Origin of the sequence: Streptomyces sp. NPDC050287, from assembly GCF_044459385.1 — a bacterium.
GTDB lineage: Bacteria > Actinomycetota > Actinomycetes > Streptomycetales > Streptomycetaceae > Streptomyces.
Genome location: NZ_JBITIY010000031.1, coordinates 1 through 17,976, shown reverse-complemented (window position 1 = coordinate 17,976; position 17,976 = coordinate 1). Strand labels below are relative to the sequence as shown.

Annotated in this window: 7 protein-coding genes and 1 pseudogene; 1 reads left to right on the top strand and 7 read right to left on the bottom strand. The window is 72.3% G+C overall.

Translation table 11 applies throughout. The features are described 5' to 3' along the window. Positions 1-13: 13 nt before the first annotated feature. Positions 14-1,105 (top strand): LLM class flavin-dependent oxidoreductase, encoded by a 1,092-nt coding sequence (locus tag ACIBK3_RS45935; RefSeq protein WP_399374573.1) that lies wholly within the window; start codon positions 14-16, stop codon positions 1,103-1,105. Here the strand turns inward: ACIBK3_RS45935 and ACIBK3_RS45930 are convergent. From ACIBK3_RS45930 to ACIBK3_RS45900, 7 genes and pseudogenes are all read right to left on the bottom strand, one after another. Further along, complete coding sequence (locus tag ACIBK3_RS45930; protein ID WP_399374571.1) at positions 1,030-2,103, bottom strand: LLM class flavin-dependent oxidoreductase; 1,074 nt, start codon at positions 2,101-2,103, stop codon at positions 1,030-1,032. The genes ACIBK3_RS45935 and ACIBK3_RS45930 overlap by 76 nt on opposite strands. An 86-nt stretch (positions 2,104-2,189) precedes the next feature. Further along, positions 2,190-2,894, bottom strand: coding sequence for a BTAD domain-containing putative transcriptional regulator (locus ACIBK3_RS45925; RefSeq protein ID WP_399374570.1), 705 nt, complete (start codon positions 2,892-2,894; stop codon positions 2,190-2,192). A 113-nt stretch (positions 2,895-3,007) separates the two neighbouring features. Next, positions 3,008-3,514, bottom strand: a complete 507-nt coding sequence (locus ACIBK3_RS45920) for a flavin reductase family protein (protein WP_399374586.1) — start codon at positions 3,512-3,514, stop codon at positions 3,008-3,010. A gap of 109 nt (positions 3,515-3,623) precedes the next feature. Beyond that, positions 3,624-6,530 carry an AAA family ATPase gene (locus ACIBK3_RS45915; RefSeq protein ID WP_399374569.1) on the bottom strand — a complete coding sequence of 969 codons (2,907 nt, stop codon included), beginning with the start codon at positions 6,528-6,530 and terminating at the stop codon, positions 3,624-3,626. 211 nt (positions 6,531-6,741) lie between these two features. After that, positions 6,742-8,223: an MFS transporter gene (locus ACIBK3_RS45910; RefSeq protein ID WP_399374568.1), complete on the bottom strand. Its 1,482-nt coding sequence runs from the start codon at positions 8,221-8,223 to the stop codon at positions 6,742-6,744. Between the two features lie 146 nt (positions 8,224-8,369). Beyond that, a pseudogene (locus ACIBK3_RS45905) lies at positions 8,370-14,843 on the bottom strand (type I polyketide synthase); the annotation flags it as partial. Positions 14,844-14,970: 127 nt separating this feature from the next. Then, positions 14,971-17,976: KR domain-containing protein (locus ACIBK3_RS45900; RefSeq protein ID WP_399374567.1), on the bottom strand; the 3,006-nt coding region annotated here is incomplete at its 5' end.

Here is a 17,976-nt window from a genome sequence, read left to right as displayed (position 1 = left end):
GGTGAGTCTCACGATGAACGACACCGCGCCCCTGAAACTGTCCGTCCTGGACACCGTGCCCGTCTGGTACGACGTCCCGGCGGCCCGGTCGCTGACCGAGCTCCTCGAACTCGCGCCCGCCGTGGAACGGTTGGGCTACCACCGGTACTGGCTGGCGGAGCACCACAACATGCCCGCCTTCGGCACCTCCACGCCGCCGGTCCTCATCGGCCGGCTCGCCGCCGTCACCGACACCCTGCGGATCGGCTCGGGCGGGGTGATGCTGCCCAACCACACGCCGCTGGTGGTGGCCGAGCAGTTCGCCACCCTGGACGTCTTCCACCCGGGCCGGATCGACCTCGGTATCGGCCGCGCCCCCGGCGGTGAGCCGGCCACCGCGCGGGCGCTGCGTCGCACCGACCCCGCCCACGAGGCCGGGTTCGAGCGTCAACTGACCGATCTGATCGAGTACTTGACGCCGTACAAGGAAGACGAGCGGCCCCCGGTCGCGGTGTCCCCGGCACCGGAGCGCCCGGTGCCGGTCTGGCTGCTCGGCACCAGCGCGTCGAGCGCCGCCCTCGCGGGCCGCCTGGGCCTGCCGTACGCGTTCGCGCACCACCTGAACCCGGCGGGCACCGAGGCGGCGCTGGCCCGCTACCGTGCGGAGTTCCGTCCCGTGGGCCTCATCGAGCGCCCGTATGTCGCCGTGTCGGCGCAGGTGGTGGCCGCGCCCACAGACGAGGAGGCCGAGTGGCAGGCGGGGCCGATCAGGGTCGCGCACGTGGAGGGGCCGACCAATCCGCTGACCCTCTTCCGCACGCCCGAGGGGGCCGCCGGATACCGGTTGCGTCAGAGCGAGAAGGACTACCTGGACGCACACTTCGGCACTCAGATCGTGGGCGGTCCGGCCTCGGTACGCCGCCGCCTCGCGGAGTTCCGGGCCCTGACCGGGGCGGACGAACTCCTGGCGGCGACGCCCGTGTTCGGTGTGGAGGCGAGGGTGCGCTCCTTCGCGATCCTGGCCGACGCGGCGGCGGGCGAGGGGGCCGGTCAGGCCACCGCGGCGGCGGCCGGGACCGCGGATCCGGGCGCGGCCAGTCCGGTCAGTTCGGCGAGCAGCTCGTAGGAGCGCACGCGTTCGTCGTGATCCTGGATGGCGCCCATCACCATCAGCTCGTCGGTGCGGGTCGCCTTCAGGAACTCGCCGAGCTTCTGCCGGACCGTGTCCGGGCCGCCGAAGATCTGGCCGTCGTACATCTGGTCCACCACGACCCGCTCGTCGGGCGAAAAGGCGAACCCGGCGGCCTCCTCGACGGGCGGGAAGTACGGGTTCTGGCCGCGCAGCGACTGGGCGGTGATCATGCGCAGCGGCGCGCTGAGCAGCTCACCGCGCCGGTCGTCCTCGGCGACCCCGCAGAACACCGCCACCATCGAGTACGGCTCGCTCAGGTACGCGGAGGGGCGGAACTCGGCGCGGTAGGCGTCGAGCGCGGCCACCGTGCCGTGCGGCGAGAAGTGGTGGGCGTAGGCGAACGGCAGGCCCAGCGTGGCGGCGAGCTGGGCGCTGTACCCGCTGGAGCCGAGCAGCCAGACCGGCACGGCGTGCTCGGCCGCCGGTACCGCGCTGACCTGGCCGGCCACCGGGCCGGAGGAGCCGGGGTCGGTGCCGGCCGGCGGGGCGAAGTAGCCGAGCAGTTCCTGGATCTGGGCCGGGAAGTCGCTCGCGCCCAGCGGTCCGGCCTGTCGGCGCAGCGCACGGGCGGTGAGCGGGTCGGTGCCGGGCGCCCGGCCGAGGCCCAGGTCGATCCGGCCCGGGTGCAGCGCGGCGAGTGTGCCGAACTGCTCGGCCACCACCAGCGGTGGGTGGTTGGGCAGCATGACACCGCCCGCCCCGACGCGCAGATGCTGGGTGGCGGCGGCGATCTGCCCGGCGAGGATCGCGGGCGAGGAGGTCGACAACGAGGGCATGTTGTGGTGCTCCGCAAGCCAGAAGCGGTGGTACCCGAGCCGGTCCACGGCCTTGGCCAGGCGAATGGTGTTGCGCAGCGATGTCGTCGCCGTCGACCCCTGCCACACGGGGGCGGTGTCCAGTACCGACAGTTTGATTCCCAATGCGGTGGTCATAGCCGAAAGAATATGGGGACTGTCCCCGTTTTGCAATCCGGCGGCTCGGCCGGCCCGGCGGCGAGCAGCCCGGCCGGCCGTCCCGGTCAGGCCGCCGCGGGCACGACCGCACCGTCCCCGGCGTCGGTCAGGATGTGGTTGTGCAGATGGTGCAGCTGCCGGCAGGGCGCGATCCCCAACTCCCGGTCGAGCACGGCCCGTACGTTGTGGTAGGCCTGCAGCGCCTCGGCCCGGCGGCCGGAGCGGTACAGCGCCAGCATCAGCTGGCGGTGGAACGCCTCGATCAGCGGATGCCGGGTGGCGAGCGAGTACAGCGGACCGACCAGCTCGCGATGGCGACCGAGGGCGAGATCGGCCTCGTTGCGCATCTCGACGCACTCCAGGCGGGTCTCCTCCGCCCAGGTGGCGAACTCGTCCACGATGGCTCCGCCGCGCAGTTCCCCGAGCACGGTGCCCCGCCACAGCGAGAGTGCCTGCTCGCACAGAGTCGACGCCTCCGCGTGCCGGCCCGTCCGGACCGCCGTACGGGCCTGCTGGACGAGGCGCTGGAAGATGTCCGCGTCCAGGCTGTTGTCGCCGAGTTCCAGGACGTATCCCGGAAAACGCGTGACGATCGGGCTCGCCGTCCCTCGGCTGGCGGGCTTCAACTGCTTGCGCAGCTGCGAGATGTAGACGTGCAGGGTGGCGGTGGCCCGGCGGGGCGGTTCCTCACCCCATATCTCGCCGCACAGTTGGTCCGTCGAGACGACGTCGTTGGCCCGCACCAGGAGTGCCGCCAGTACGCTTTCCATCTTCGGCGCGCTGATGGCGAAAATGTCGTCAGCGTCAGTTATTCGCAGGCTTCCCAAGATTTCGAACCGCATGATCTGTCCCCCAGTTGGAAGTTCGCGTTGCCCGACGGCACTCAGCGCGACACTGAGCCGTAGCGCCCGTCGAGGTACACCAGCGGGAGGGCCGCGTCGCCCTCACGTGCGTACACCGGCTGCCCGATCACCAGCGTGTGGTCGCCCGTCGGCAGGTCGTACACCTTGCGGCAGACCAGCACGGCCCGGGCCTCGTCCAGGAGCGGCACCCCGAAGGGGCCCGGCCGCCAGCGGGTCGGCGGTGCGAACCGGTCGGCGCCGCTGCGGGCGAACGTCGACGCCAGCTGCCGCTGCTCCAGGGCGAGAAGGTGTACAGCGACGTACTCGGCGGTGCACACCGTGGACCAAGACGAAGCGTTTCTGCCCACCCCGAAGGAGATCAGCGGCGGAGCGGCCGACAGCGAGGCGAGCGAGGTCGCCGTGAAGCCGACCGGCCGGTCCCCGTCCGTGGCCGTGATCACGGACACCCCGGACGGATGTCCGCGGAACACGCGGCGGAAGACCTCACCGTCGAGGGACTGTTCACCGCCGGTCCGCGGACAGTTGATCCCCGCCGACCACAGGTGCGGGGGAACCGTGCTTTCCGTGCTCACATCAACCTCTCCAGTCAGTTCTGTGAGGGACTGGGCCGCCCGGCTTGTCGTTCGGTGCCGGGCCTCAGCCTCGCACCGGGCTGCCTCCAGGGGCATCAGTGGAACTACGTACGGCCATGAGACGGGCCAGCTCAGCGCGCGATCCGAGCTGCAACTTCCGATAGATGCGGGACAAATGGACCTCGACTGTGCGAGGGCTCACACCGAGCGACTCGGCGATCTCCCTGGTCCGGCGGCCCAGTCCGGCCAACTGCGCGACCTCCGACTCGCGCTCGGTCAGCAGCCCCAGACTGGCCGGTTCCGGCACCGGCGCCGGAAGCAGCGCGTGGCACCCCCGGCTCGCACTGCTCTCCAGCAGACTGTCCGGGGTCAGCCGGGCGTACAGCGCGACGCCCCACTGCGCCGCCAGGTCCCGCACCGTGGCCCACAGCGGCACCGCCGTCTCCTGGCGGTTCCCGGCGCTCGCCGCGCGCGCCGCCCGGAACCGGGCCGTGAGCCGGGGCAGCCTCAGATGGGCGCTGTCGAAGAGCCTCTCGGCCTCCTGGTACGAGGCCAGCGCGGCACCCGTGTCACTGCGGCTGAGGACGTGGCCGCGGGCGAGGCGGGCGTACGCGCAGGCCTGCGGCAACCCGCTGGCCTGCGCCGACCGGGCCGCCAGCCCGGCCCAGGGATCGCTGACCGTACCGCTGGACAGCGACGCCAGCGTGAGCAACTCGTAGCCCCGCGCACGCAACGGGAGGTCCAGGGCGGTCAGTTCGGGCGTCCCCAGCACCAGCAGCAGGTTCAGCGCGCGCTCGGGGCTGCCCTGGAGCAGCAGCGCCTCGGCGAGCGTGAGCACCGCCGACGCGTACCAGACGCCCGACCCGTCACGCAACGCCCGCAGCGCCTCCTCGGCCAGCGCCGAGGCCCGGCTGCTGCCGGAAGGTTCCGTGTACGTCACGCACAGCGCTTCCTGCGCCAGGGCCAGCGTCCGCAGCTGATCCGCGCCCAGGTAGCAGGCCAGGTCCGCGGCCTGCGCGGCCGAACGCCGGGCACTGGTGAGCCGGCCCTGACGCAGCTGTGCCTCGGCGAGTCCGCTCAGCAGCACCGGCATCACCGGGTCGTAGGCGCAGCCCTGGGTGACCGAGACGCCCCGCTCGTAGAAGGACTCGGCCTCCCGCGGCCGTCCGAGGGCCGAGGCGATCCAGCCGAACAGCGCCAGGTATTCGCTGTGCAGCGACAGCTCGGCGTCGGGCAGGTCGTCCACCTGGCGCACCGCGGCGTCGTAGGACACCAGGCACTGCTCGGTGCGGCCCGCGACGAGCTCCGCCATGGCGTGCAGCGCGGTGGCCCCGGCGAGCACGGTCGGCCGGCCGCCGGATCTGGCAAGGCACAGCGCGGTGGCGGCCACCTCGGGCAGTCTGCGGTCCTGCCGCAGCAGCGCGACGATGCCCTGGTGGACCGTGAGGTGGGCGAGCAGGTCGTCGCAGGCGCCGAGCGGGGCGAGCCGGTCGATCTCCGTGCTGAGCAGCGCGTCGGCTTCGGCGAACCGCCCCTGCAGGCACTCGACGACCATGCAGAGCCGGATCGCGGCCCGGTGGCCCTCCTGGGGATCGATCGAGCAGCCCTGGGTGAGCAGTTCGCGCAGGGCATCGTGGTGTGACAGGTAGTCGGCGCCGCGCAGCGCCCGGGTCAGCGGCGGCATCAGCTTGAGGAGCCTGCCGTGCGTCTCCCCGGCGGACGGCAGCCCGTGCAGCGCGAGCAGCAGCCACCGTACGGCGTCCGCGGGCGAGGTGACCACGCTCTCCTCGCCGGCCTTGGCCAGGATTTCCAGGTCCTCCGGTGTGAAACTGCTGGTGGACAGCTCGATGTGGACGGCCCGTTCCGCGGCGGAGGCGGAGCGGCGGCCCAGTACGGTCAGCGCCCGCCGGTGCGCACCGGGCCGCCAGCAGGGCTTGGCCTGGTCGTGCAGCAGGCGGCGCAGTACCTGGTGACGGAAGGTGAACTGGGTCGCCGATCCGGGAAGGGGGCGCAGTACGTCGTGCCTGATGAGGCCGGCGACCACCGAGCACGTCTCGTCGAGGGGCAGCTCGGAGACGGCGGACAGCTCGCCCTGGCTGAAGATGTCCCCGAGCACCGCCCCCGACTCGGCCACCAGCCGCTCGGCCGGGTCGAGCAGTTCCAGTTCGGCCGAAAGCGGCGCCAGCCGCCCGGTCAGCAGACCAGAGTTGAGCACCGGGCTCATGGGCGCCGACTCGCCCAGGACCAGGGCGTACAGCGGAACACCCTGGCTCTCCTTGTGCACCGCGGGAAGCCAGCCCGTGTCGGGGCGCACCTCGAGCAGCCGGGCGGTCTGCTCCAGGGTGAGCGGGGCCAGCTCGACGCGGGTCAGCCGGCCCGACTCGGCGACCTGGGCGAGCGTCGCCAGGAGCTGCGGGGCGGTCTGCCGGGGCCGGTGCGTGATCACCAGGAGCACCGGGCCCTGCACCGGCCAGCGCGCCAGGTGGTCGGCGAGTTCGAGGGACTTGGGGTCCGCCCAGTGGAAGTCGTCGAGCACGAGGAGCAGGCCGTCACGGGCGGACTTGGTGAGCAGGTCGTGGACCGCACGGGCCAGGTCGTGCATCGGGGGCGGGGGGTCGCCGACGTGCCGGCTGCACAGCCCGGCCCGCAGCACCAGGCTGTGCCGTGCGGAGACGGCGGCCAGATGTCCCGGCGTGATCAGGGCGTTCAGGGCGCGGCTGAACACATGGAGCGAGTCGTTGCGCTCGGACGGGTAGCAACGGCCGTCCAGGACGGTGAGGCCGGCTCGGTGTGCGGCGTCCGTCAGTTGTGCGACCAGCTTGGTCTTGCCTGTTCCGGGATCACCGAGAATCTCGACGATGCCGCCCTGCCCGTCCTCCAGCCGCTTGAAAGCGCGCAGGAGACCTAGTGATTCCTCGTAGCGCAGCGATGGTATCCCTGCCGCGGACTCCATGACCGTCGATGGATTCACGATGGCCGATCCTTCCCCCCGGTTACGTTCAGACCAGACGATAAGCGAGTATCGTGATCTTGGTGCCCCTGGAAGTCGGTGAACCAGCCATATTGCCCGTACGAATGGCTTGGATCTTTCCGGACTGATACGGGAGCGCCCCGGCCGGGGGGCGCCGGCCGGGGCTTCATTGCCAGAAAGCATGAGTGGGGACGGCGGTCGCCTCCCCCGGCTACTGGGCGGCGACCTGCTCCTCCGGCGCGGACGCCTCCTGCGGTGCCGCGTCGCCGCCGCCGCCCATCGGGACCTTGCGCATCAGCAGGGTGAGCAGCACGGTGGCCGCGGTGAAGCCGGCCCCCCAGACGAACGCCGTGGTGGTGCCCTCGGTGAGGACGTAGTCCGCGGCGCCCTTGCTGTCGAGCCCGGCCGGCACGTCCGCGCCACGGGTGGCGGCGCCGAACACGGTGACCATGATGGCGAGACCGAGCGCGCCGCCGATCTGCTGCATCACGTTGAGCAGACCCGAGGCGGCGCCGGACTCCTCCGGCTTGATGCCGGACATCAGGATGGTGGTGACACCGACGAGCAGCACACCCATGCCGAGACCGGCCACGATCATCGGGCCGAGCAGCGCGGTGACGTAGCCGGACGTCGAGTCGAGCTGCGCGAACCACACCAGGCTGACGGCCATGGCACCGGCGCCGATCGCGGTCAGTGCGCGCGGCCCGCTCTTGGGCAGGAGCTTCGCCGCCACGTTGGAGGAGGCCAGGATCAGCAGGGCCAGCGGCACGAACGCCAGGCCCGCCTGGATCGGCGTGAAGGCGCGCACCTCCTGCAGGAACTGGGTGAGGAAGAAGAACATCGAGTTGCCCGCCGCCATCACGAACAGCAGCGAGAGATAGCCGGTTGCCCGGTTGCGGTCGGCGAACAGCCGCAGCGGGGTGATCGGCTGCCTGGCGTTGTTCTCGATGAGGACGAAGGCGAGCAGCAGCACCACGGCCAGCGCGAAGGACCCGAGGGTCAGCCCGTCGCCCCAGCCCTGCTCGGCGGCCCGGATGAAGCCGTACACCAGCGCCGTCATACCGACCGTGGAGGTGAAGGCGCCGCCGAGGTCGAAGCGGCCGGGGGTCCGGTCGGTCTCGTGGATGAACATCGGCGCCAGGACGAGAAGGGCGACACCGATCGGTACGTTGATGAACAGTACCCAGCGCCACGACAGCCAGTCCGTGAGGAGGCCGCCGCCGATCAGGCCGATGGCGGCACCGGAGCCGGACACCGCGGCGTAGGCACCGAGCGCCTTGGCCCGGGACTTGTCGTCGGTGAAGTGGGTGGCGATCAGCGAGAGCACGGTCGGCGCGGCGATGGCGGCGCCCACGCCCTGCAGCGCCCGCGCGGTGAGCAGCATTTCGGAGGAGTTCGCCAGGCCGCCGAGCAGGGAGGCGAGGGAGAACACGGTCACGCCGACGAGCAGGCCTCGCCGGTGGCCGATGATGTCGCCCATCCGGCCGCCGAGCAGCAACAGGCCGCCGAAGGCGAGCATGTAGGAGTTCAGCACCCAGGAAAGGCTCGTCGGGCTGAAGCCGAGTGCCTCCTTGACGTCGGGCAGGGCGATGTTCACGACGTTGACGTCGAGGATGAGCATGGTCTGCAGGGCGAGGACGAGCACCAGCACCACGCCTGGGCGGCGGGTGGTCGTGTGGGTCTCTGCACTCATGGCTTGGCTGGCTCCTCGAAAGGGGGAGAAAGGGGGAGAGCGGGCAGGGGAAAGCGGAGCGGCGGGGCGCTAACCGGGGACGCTCCACGCTTCCTTCGGGATAATACAGGGAGCGTCCCCGCTTAGCAATCGCCGTCCTTTCTCCCTCAGTTGATGCCGAGCTCCCGGTCGATGAAGTCGAAGATCTCGTCGTCGGACGCCTCCTCGGCCAGCGCGTCGACGCCCTCCGCCGCCCGCCCGTCCGACTCCAGCCGCAGCAACAGGTCCCGCAGCCGGCCGCTCACCTTCGCCTGCCTGCCGCCCTCCGCCGCCAGCGCCCCGAGCCGTTCCTCGACGCGGTCCAGATCCGCGAGGACGGCGGTCAGCGCGTCCTCCTCCGCCGGGGCCAACGCCACCGCCAGATACCGGCCGAGGGCCACCGGAGTCGGATGGTCGAAGACCAGGGTCGTGGGCAGCCGGAGCCCGAACGCCGAGTTCAGCCGGTTGCGCAGCTCCACAGAACTCAGCGAGTCGAAGCCCAGCTCCTTGAAGGGCCGCTCCGCCACGACCCCGTCCGCGTCCGCGTGCCCGAGCACCGCGGCGACGTGTTCCCGTACGAGAGCCGACAACGCCTCCTGCCGCTCGGCCGCCCCCAGCGCCGCGAGCCGCTCCCGCTGCGACGGCCCCGCGGCCGCCGCGCCCGCCGCCCCGCCGGCCGCCCGCGGCACCGCGCGCACCACCCCGGCCAGCTCCTTGAACAGCGGCGGCAACGAACCCGCTCGAGCCCGCTCGCGCAGCGCCGCCGGGTCCAGACCGACCCCGACCGACAACGGCTGCCGGCCCGCCAGCGCCGCGTCGAACAGCGCGAGCCCGTCCGCCGTCGCCAGCGGCAGGATCCCGTCCCTGGCCATCCGCGCCAGATCCGCCGCCCCGAGCCCCTCGGTCATGGCACTCGTCTCGTCCCAGAGTCCCCAGGCGAGGGTGGTGGCGGGTTGGCCGTGGGTGTGGCGGTGGTGGGCGAGGGCGTCGAGGAAGGTGTTGGCGGCGGCGTAGTTGGCCTGGCCGGGTGTGCCGGTGAGTGCGGTGATGGAGGAGTAGAGGATGAAGTGGGTGAGGGGGTGGTGGCGGGTTTGGTGGTGGAGGTTCCAGGCGGCGGTGGTTTTGGGGTGGAGGGTGGTGTGGAGGTGGTGGGGGGTTTGGGTGGTGAGGGTGGCGTCGTGGAGTTGGCCTGCGGTGTGGATGACGGCGGTGAGGGGGTGGTCGGGGTGGATGGTGGTGAGGAGGTGGTGGAGGGCGTCGGGGTCCGCGGCGTCGCAGGCTTCGATGCGGGGGTGGGCGCCGAGGGTGCGGAGTTCTTGGGCGAGTTGGGTGGCTGCGGGGGCTTGGGGTCCGCGTCGGCTGATGAGGAGAAGGTGGCGGATGTGGTGGTGGGTGACGAGGTGGCGGGCGAGGAGTGAGCCGAGCGTGCCGGTACCGCCCGTGATCAACACCGTGCCCTCCGGATCCATCGGCGCCGGCAGCGTCAGCAGCGCCTTGCCGGTGTGCCGGGCCTGGCTGAGGTGGCGCAGCGCGGCCGGCGCGTGGCTGACGTCCCAGGCCGTGACCGGCAGCGGCCGCAGCGCCCCCGACTCGAAGAGCGCGACCAGTTCCGTCAGCATCTCCTGGACCCGCCCGGGATCCACCCGCATCAGGTCGTACGCCGTGTACGAGACCCCCGGGAACTGCTCCCGCACCTGAGCGGCGTCCCGGATGTCCGTCTTCCCCATCTCCAGGAACCGCCCGCCGGGCGCGAGCAGCCGCAGTGACGCGTCCACGAACTCCTGCGCCAGGGAGTTGAGGACGACGTCGAAGCCCCGGCCGCCGGTGGCCGCCCGGTACCGCTCCTCGAAGTCGAGCGTGCGGCTGGACGCGATCCTGGACTCGTCCACGCCCAGCGACCGCAGCACCTCCCACTTGGGCCGGCTCGCGGTGCCATACACCTCCAGGCCCCAGTGCCGGGCGAGTTGCAGCGCGGCCATGCCCACTCCACCGGTCGCCGCGTGGACGAGCAGTGACTCGCCCGCCCGCACCCCCGCGAGATCGACCAGACCGTAGTACGCGGTCAGGAACACCACCGGTACGACAGCGGCCTCCGCGAAGTCCCAGCCGCTCGGCATCCGGCACACCCAGCGGTGGTCGGTGACCGCCACCGGGCCGAGCGCGCCCGCCGGGAACAGCCCCATCACGCGGTCACCGGGTGCGACCCCGGTGACACCTGGACCCACCTCCAGGACGACGCCCGCCGCCTCGCCGCCGATCCGGGCCTCGTCGCCCGGGTACATCCCGAGACCGATCAGCACATCGCGGAAGTTGAGGCCGCCGGCCCGGACCTGGACCCGTACCTCGCCCGCGGCCAGCGGCGCGCCCGCATCGGGAGCGGGCAGCAGCGCCAGGTCGGTCAGCGAACCGGTGCTGCGGACGTCGAGCCGCCAGTACGGGGAACCCTGCGGCGGCACCAGCACATCGGACGCGGACTCCGCCCGCACCAGGCGGGGCGCGTACAGCAGCCCGTCCCGCACCGCCAACTGGTACTCGTCGCCGGCCGCGAGCGCCTCGACGGCCGCGGCCGCCGCGTCGGGCCGCCGCTCCTCCAGGTCGAGCAGCGCGAACCGGTCCGGATGCTCGGAGTGCGCCGCGCGGATCAGGCCCCACAGGGCGGACGCCGCGAGATCCCGGATCTCCGGGCCCGGCCGGGCGGCGACGGCCCCACTGGTCACGATGACCAGCCGACCGTCACCGTCGGGGTCGTCGGCCAGCCAGCTCTGGGCTAGTTCCAGCGCCTGCCCGGCGAGCACCTCGGCCGCCCGGTCCGGGGACTCGCCGTCCACCGGCCCGGCGAAGGTCGCCAGCACCAGCCGGGGCGCCGGGGCACCGGCCGTCACCGACGCCCGCAGCTCCGCCAGGTCGGCGTGCGCCTCGGCACCGAGCGCCGCGGCGAGCCCGAACGGGTCGGGACCCAGAACGGAAACGGCGACCGTACCCGTCCCGGCCGGCTCGGTCCGCTCACCCTCCGTGGCGGGTTCGGTCCGCGCGGCCGCCGTGGCCGGGAGTGCCTTCCACTCCGGCAGATGGAGGGCGACCCGGGATCCGGCCGTCACCGGCGCCCCGACCCGCGTGGTGAGCGCCTCCACGGTGGCGACCGGGGCGCCCGCCGGATCGGTCAGGTCGATCCGCATGGTGTCGTCCCCCGCGGGGGACAGCCGTGCGCGGAGGTGGGTGGCGCCGGTGGCGTGGAGTTGTATGCCGGTCCAGTTGAAGGGGATGAGGGTGGTGTGGGGGTCGGTGGTGAGGGCCCAGGCGTGGAGGGTTGCGTCGAGGAGGGCGGGGTGGAGGGTGTGGCCGGTGGTGTCGGCGTCCTCGGGAAGCGCGACCTCGGCGTACAGGTCGTCGCCGTCCCGCCACAGCGCGCCGAGCCCCTGGAACAGCGGGCCGTACGCATACCCCCGGTCGACGAGGCGGCCGTAGGCGTCCGTCAGATCGACGGATTCCCCCGGCGGGGGCCAGTCGATGGGGTCGGCGGCCGGTTGCGGGGTCGCGGTGAGGGTGCCGGTGGCGTGCCGGGTCCATGGGGTGTCGTCGTCGGGACGGGAGTGGATGGTGAAGGTGCGGCGGGCTTCGGAGTCGGGTGCGTCGATGGTGAGCTGGAGGGTGACGGGGTGTTGTTCTGTCAGGGGGAGGGGTGCGGCGAGGGTGAGTTCTTCGATGGCGGGGGTGTTGGTGTGCTGGGCGGCGTGGAGTGCGAGGTCGACGAAGGCGGTGCCGGGCAGCAGCGTCGTTCCGGCGATGGTGTGGTCGGCGAGCCAGGGGTGGGTGCGTAGGGAGATGCGGCCGGTGAGGATGAGCCGGTCCTCGTCGGCGACCGTGACCAGAGCGCCCAGGAACGGGTGCCCGGGGGCGGACAGGCCCGCCGAACCGACGTCGGTGGACTGGGCGGTGGGCGCCAGCCAGTAGTGCCGGCGCTGGAAGGGGTAGGTGGGGAGATCGCTCGCGGCAGCGGGTTCCGGGGTCCAGGTGGTGGGGGTGTGGCCGGTGGTGTGGAGGGCGGCGAGGGCTGCCTGGAAGGTCCGGGGCTCAGGGGTGTTCTTGCGCAGGGTGGGGGCGAAGACCGCGTCGGATGCGGGGTCCAGGGTCTGGCGGGCGAGGGCGGTCAGGGTGGCGTCCGGGCCGAGCTCGATGTAACGGCTGACGCCGACTCCTTCGAGGTACTGGATGCCGGGGTGGAAGCGGACGGCGCCGCGGATGTGCTGGGCCCAGTAGCCCGGCGAGGTGAGGTCACCGGCGCCTGCGGGCAGTCCGGTGATGTTCGAGATCACCGGAATGCGGGGTGTGTGGAAGGTGAGCGAGGAAATGGCCTGTTTGAAGTCGTCGAGTACGTCGTCCATGTGCGGGGAGTGGAAGGCGTGACTGACGTCGAGACGTGTCGTCTTGCGGCCCTCGGCCGCGAAATGGGCGGCGACGGCGTCGGCGGCGTCCGCGTCACCGGACACGACGACGGACCGCGGCCCGTTCACCGCTGCGAGGTCCAGCCCCCGGCCGAGACCGTCGAGCAGGGAACGGACCTCCTTCTCCGTGGCCTGGAGGGCGAGCATGGTCCCGTCGGTGCGGGCCGCGTTCATGAAGCATCCGCGGGCGGCGACCAGGCTCACGGCCGCGTCGAGGTCGAGGACGTCCGCCGCGTGGGCCGCGGAGATCTCGCCGATGGAATGCCCGATCAGGTAGTCCGGGGCCAGTCCGTGGTGCTCCAGCGTGCGGAAGAGCGCGACCTGGAGGGTGAACAGCGCCGCCTGGGTGTACTGGGTCTGCCGCAGCAGTTCCGGCGCGCCGCCCCACATCACGTCATGCAGCGGCCGGTCCAGGATCTGGTCGAAGCGGTCACAGACGGTGTCGAAAGCGCGGGCGAACTCGGGGAGGGCGTCGTAGAGTTCACGTCCCATGCCGACGCGTTGGCTGCCCTGGCCGGTGAAGAGGTAGGCGGTTTTGCCGGTGGTGACAGTGCCGGTGGTGAGGTGCGGGCTGCCGTCGCCGTCGGCCAGGGCGGTCAGTGCGGTCAGCAGGTCCTGGCGTGACTCGCTGGAGATGACGGCGCGGTGGTCGAAGCGGGTGCGGGCGGCCAGTTGGTGTGCTGTCCGTGTCAGGTCGGTGTCGGGCCGGTCTTGGACGAACGCGGCCAGTTGCCGGGCCTGGTCGCGCAGGGCGCCGGTGCTTTTGGCAGACAGCAGCCAGGGCAGGGGCGGCAGTTCGGGTGTGTCCTGTTCCTCGGGTGCGGCTTCCTCGATGACCACGTGGGCGTTGGTGCCGCTGATCCCGAACGAGGAGACGCCCGCCCGCCGCGGCCGGCCCTCCTGCCGCTCCCACGCCCTGGACTCGGTGAGCAGTTGGACGGTGCCGTCGGTCCAGTCGACGTGTTCGGTCGGTTTGTCGGCGTGGAGGGTGGGCGGTAGTACGTCGTTGTGCAGGGCCATGATCATCTTGATGACGCCGCCGACACCGGCCGCGGCCTGGGCATGTCCGATGTTGGACTTCAACGAGCCCAGCCACAAAGGGTGTTCGGGTGACCGTGCCCTCCCGTACGTGTTGATCAGTGCCTGCGCCTCGATGGGGTCGCCGAGGGTGGTACCGGTGCCGTGTCCCTCGACCGCGTCGACCTGGTCCGCGGTCAGCCGGGCGCTGGCGAGGGCCTGCCGGATCACGCGCTCCTGGGACGGGCCGTTCGGCGCCGTCATCCTGCTGCTGGCACCGTCCTGGTTGACGGCGGTGCCGCGGATCACTGCCAGTACGGGGTGGCCGTTGCGGCGGGCGTCGGAGAGCCGCTCGACGAGGAGCAGCCCGACGCCTTCGCTCCAGCCGGTTCCGTCGGCGTCGGCCGAGAACGCCTTGCACCGGCCGTCGGGCGACAGCCCTCGCTGCCGGCTGAACTCCACGAAGGTCCCCGGCGTCGACATCACGGTCGCGCCGCCGGCGAGGGCCAGCGAGCATTCGCCGCCCCGCAGGGCCTGCGCCGCCAGATGCAGAGCGACCAGCGACGACGAGCACGCCGTGTCCACCGAGACCGCGGGTCCCTCCAGCCCCAGGGTGTAGGCGATCCGCCCGGACGCCACGCTGCCGAGGCTTCCGTTGGCCAAGTACCCCTCGTACTCCTCCGGCGCGGGCCGCAGCCGCGAGGCGTAGTCGTTGTACATGACCCCCGCGAAGACGCCGGTGTCGCTGCCGCGCAGGGTGGTGGGGTCGATCCCGGCGCGCTCGAACGCCTCCCAGGCCGTCTCCAGCAGCAGCCGCTGCTGCGGATCGGTCGCCATGGCCTCGCGGGGGCTGAGCTCGAAGAACGCCGGGTCGAACTCGCCGGCCTCGTAGAGGAATCCACCGTGCTGGGTGCTGGACTTGCCGATGGCGGCGGGGTCCGGGTCGTAGAGGTCGTCGTCCCAGCCGCGGTCCCGAGGGAACGGTCCGATGGCGTCCGTGCCCTCCGAGACCAGCCGCCACAGGTCCTCGGGGGAGGAGACCCCGCCGGGATAACGGCAGGCCATCCCCACGACCGCGATCGGCTCCTGTTGCGCCTCTTCGATCTCCGTCAGGCGCCGCCGGGCTTGGCGGAGATCGGTGGTGGCCCGCTTGAGATATTCACGGAGCTTGTCTTCGTTGTTCGCCACGGGAGGTCAACCTTTGCTGGTGAAGAGTTCGGCGATGGTCGGTGGGCCGGCGGTGTGGGCGCCGTCGGCCGGCGGCGCGGCGTCAGGACAGGCCGAGCTCCTTGTCGAGCGCGTCGAAGAGTTCGTCGTCCGTCGCGGATTCCAGCTCGCTGTCGTCGATGCCGTGCCGTGATTCCGTCAGGGTGTGCCAGTTGCGCAACAGGGACTGGAGGCGCTCGGCGATCTCCGCCCCGTCCGTGGCGGCCGGGGTGTCGCCGGCGGACTGGAGGGTGAGCAGCGCCTCCAGCCGGTCGATGGCGTCCAGCAGGCCGCCGCTCCGCGCGGAAGCGGTCGGCGCCAGCTCGGTCAGCAGGTATCGGGCGAGCGCCAGCGGCGTCGGATGGTCGAAGGCGACGGTCGTCGAAAGCCGAAGCCCGGTGACGGAGTTGAGACGGTTGCGGAACTCCACGGCGGTCAGCGAGTCGAACCCGAGGTCGAGCAGCCCCCGTTCGGCGGCGATGTCCTGCGGCGACCCGTGCCCGAGCACGGCCGCGATCTGCTCCCGTACGAGGCCGAGCAGCAGCCCCTCCCGCTCCTCGTCCGGGGTGCCGGCGATCCGCGCGGCCAGCGACGGCCCGTCCGATCCACTGCCGGCCGGGGCGGCGGCAGCCGCCCGCCGCACGGGGCCCGGCACCAGCCCGAGCAGCACCTCGGGCACTTCGCCGGAGGCGGCCCGCGCCCGCAACGAGGCGATGTCGAACCGGGCCGCCACCAGGAGCGGATCCCTGTGCCGCAGCGCGGCGTCGAACATCCCCAGCGCCTCGTCGGGCGTCATCGCAGCGATCCCGGACCGGCGAAGCCGCGCCAGATCCGTACCGCTCAGCTTCTCGCCCATGCCGCCCTCGTCCCAGAGTCCCCAGGCGAGGGTGGTGGCGGGTTGGCCGTGGGTGTGGCGGTGGTGGGCGAGGGCGTCGAGGAAGGTGTTGGCGGCGGCGTAGTTGGCCTGGCCGGGTGTGCCGGTGAGTGCGGTGATGGAGGAGTAGAGGATGAAGTGGGTGAGGGGGTGGTGGCGGGTTTGGTGGTGGAGGTTCCAGGCGGCGGTGGTTTTGGGGTGGAGGGTGGTGTGGAGGTGGTGGGGGGTTTGGGTGGTGAGGGTGGCGTCGTGGAGTTGGCCTGCGGTGTGGATGACGGCGGTGAGGGGGTGGTCGGGGTGGATGGTGTTGAGGAGGTGGTGGAGGGCGTCGGAGTCCGCTGCGTCGCAGGCTTCGATGCGGGGGTGGGCGCCGAGGGTGCGGAGTTCTTGGGCGAGTTGGGTGGCTGCGGGGGCTTGGGGTCCGCGTCGGCTGATGAGGAGAAGGTGGCGGATGTGGTGGTGGGTGACGAGGTGGCGGGCGAGGAGTGAGCCGAGCGTGCCGGTACCGCCCGTGATCAACACCGTGCCGTCGGGGTCGAAGTGGGTGGCGGCCTCCGGGGCGACGTCCGGATCCGGATCCGTGGCAGGGCGCGGGTCGGTAGCCGGGTGCGGGGTGGCAGCAGGGTGCGGGTCGGTGGCCCGGGCGAGCGCGGGTGCCAGCAGCGCTCCGTCGCGCACCGCCAGTTCCCCGAGCCCGGACGCCATCGCCGACGGCAACAGACGAATGTCGTCGGCCGGTGGTACGTCGGCGGAACCTGAGCCCTCCGGGTCCGCCAGGGCCGGGGGATCGAGGTCGATCGTCGTGAACAGTCCCGGCGCCTCCTGCCGGGCGGTGCGCAGCAGCCCCCACACCGGCGACGCCGCGAGCAGCGGGACCTGGGGCCGGGGCCCGGCGGCCACCGCACCCCGCGTCACGATCAACAACCGTGCCGACGACAGCCGCTCGTCCGCGAGCCACTCCTGCACCACGGCGAGGGCGGCACGCGCGGACTCGTAGGCGGCATCCGGCAGGTCGCCGGCGGTCGACCAAGGCAGCACGACCACCTCGGGCACCGGCCCGCCCGCGTCCAGCGCGGCCCGCAGCCCGGTCAGATCCTGGTGTACGTCACCGATGCCCAGGGTCTCGGCAACACGGAGGACGTCGTCCCCGAGGACGGCCCACGCGGCCACCGAGGAGTCGGGGGCCGCCGGGATCCGAGGGACCGGCCGCCAGTCCACCACGTACAACGGACTGCGGGGTGAGACCTCGGCCGCGAGCCCGCTGAAGTCGGCCTCACGCAGGACGATGTCGTCGACCGTGGCCACCGGCGCGCCCGCCGGGTCGGCGAAGTCGAGCCGTGCGGTGTCCGTCCCGGTGCGCCGCAGCCGCACCCTCAACCCGGTGGCGCCGCTGGAGTGCAAGGCGATCCGCGACCACTCGAAGGGCACCCGCAACGGGGCATCCGGGTCGGCCACCAGCAGCGGATGCAGGGCGGCGTCGAGGAGGGCGGGGTGGAGGGTGTGGCCGGTGGTGTCGGCGTCCTCGGGAAGCGCGACCTCGGCGTACAGGTCGTCGCCGTCCCGCCACAGCGCGCCGAGCCCCTGGAACAGCGGGCCGTACGCATACCCCCGGTCGACGAGGCGGCCGTACGCGTCCGTCAGATCGACGGATTCCCCCGGCGGGGGCCAGTCGATGGGGTCGGCGGCCGGTTGCGGGGTCGCGGTGAGGGTGCCGGTGGCGTGCCGGGTCCAGGGCGCGTCGTCCGCGTCCGCCGGGCGTGCGTGCACGGTGAGGCCGCGCCGACCTGCCTCGTCGGCGGTGTCGAGCGTGACCTGCACATCCACGGCGCGTCGCTCCGGCAGGACGAGCGGCGCCGCCAGGGTGAGCTCCTCGACGGCGGGTGTGCCGGTGTGCTGGCCGGCGTGGAGAGCGAGGTCGACGAAGGCGGCGGCGGGCAGCAGGACGACACCGGCGACGGCGTGGTCCGCGAGCCACGGGTGCGTACGGAGCGAGATCCGGCCGGTGAGGACGAGACGATCCCCTTCGGCCACCCGCACGACGGACTCCAACAGCGCGTGATCCGTACCGGAGGCGGCGGAACCGGAGGACGGTCGCGAGGTGAGCCAGTAGTGCTGGTGTTGGAAGGGGTAGGTGGGGAGGTCGCTCGCGGGAGCGGGTTCCGGGGTCCAGGTGGTGGGGGTGTGGCCGGTGGTGTG

Coding starts and splice junctions, on each gene's coding strand:
- ACIBK3_RS45930 (WP_399374571.1), bottom strand. CDS start 2,103: ATGACCACCGCATTGGGAATCAAACTGTCGGTACTGGACACCGCCCCC.
- ACIBK3_RS45910 (WP_399374568.1), bottom strand. CDS start 8,223: ATGAGTGCAGAGACCCACACGACCACCCGCCGCCCAGGCGTGGTGCTG.
- ACIBK3_RS45935 (WP_399374573.1), top strand. CDS start 14: ATGAACGACACCGCGCCCCTGAAACTGTCCGTCCTGGACACCGTGCCC.
- ACIBK3_RS45925 (WP_399374570.1), bottom strand. CDS start 2,894: ATGGAAAGCGTACTGGCGGCACTCCTGGTGCGGGCCAACGACGTCGTC.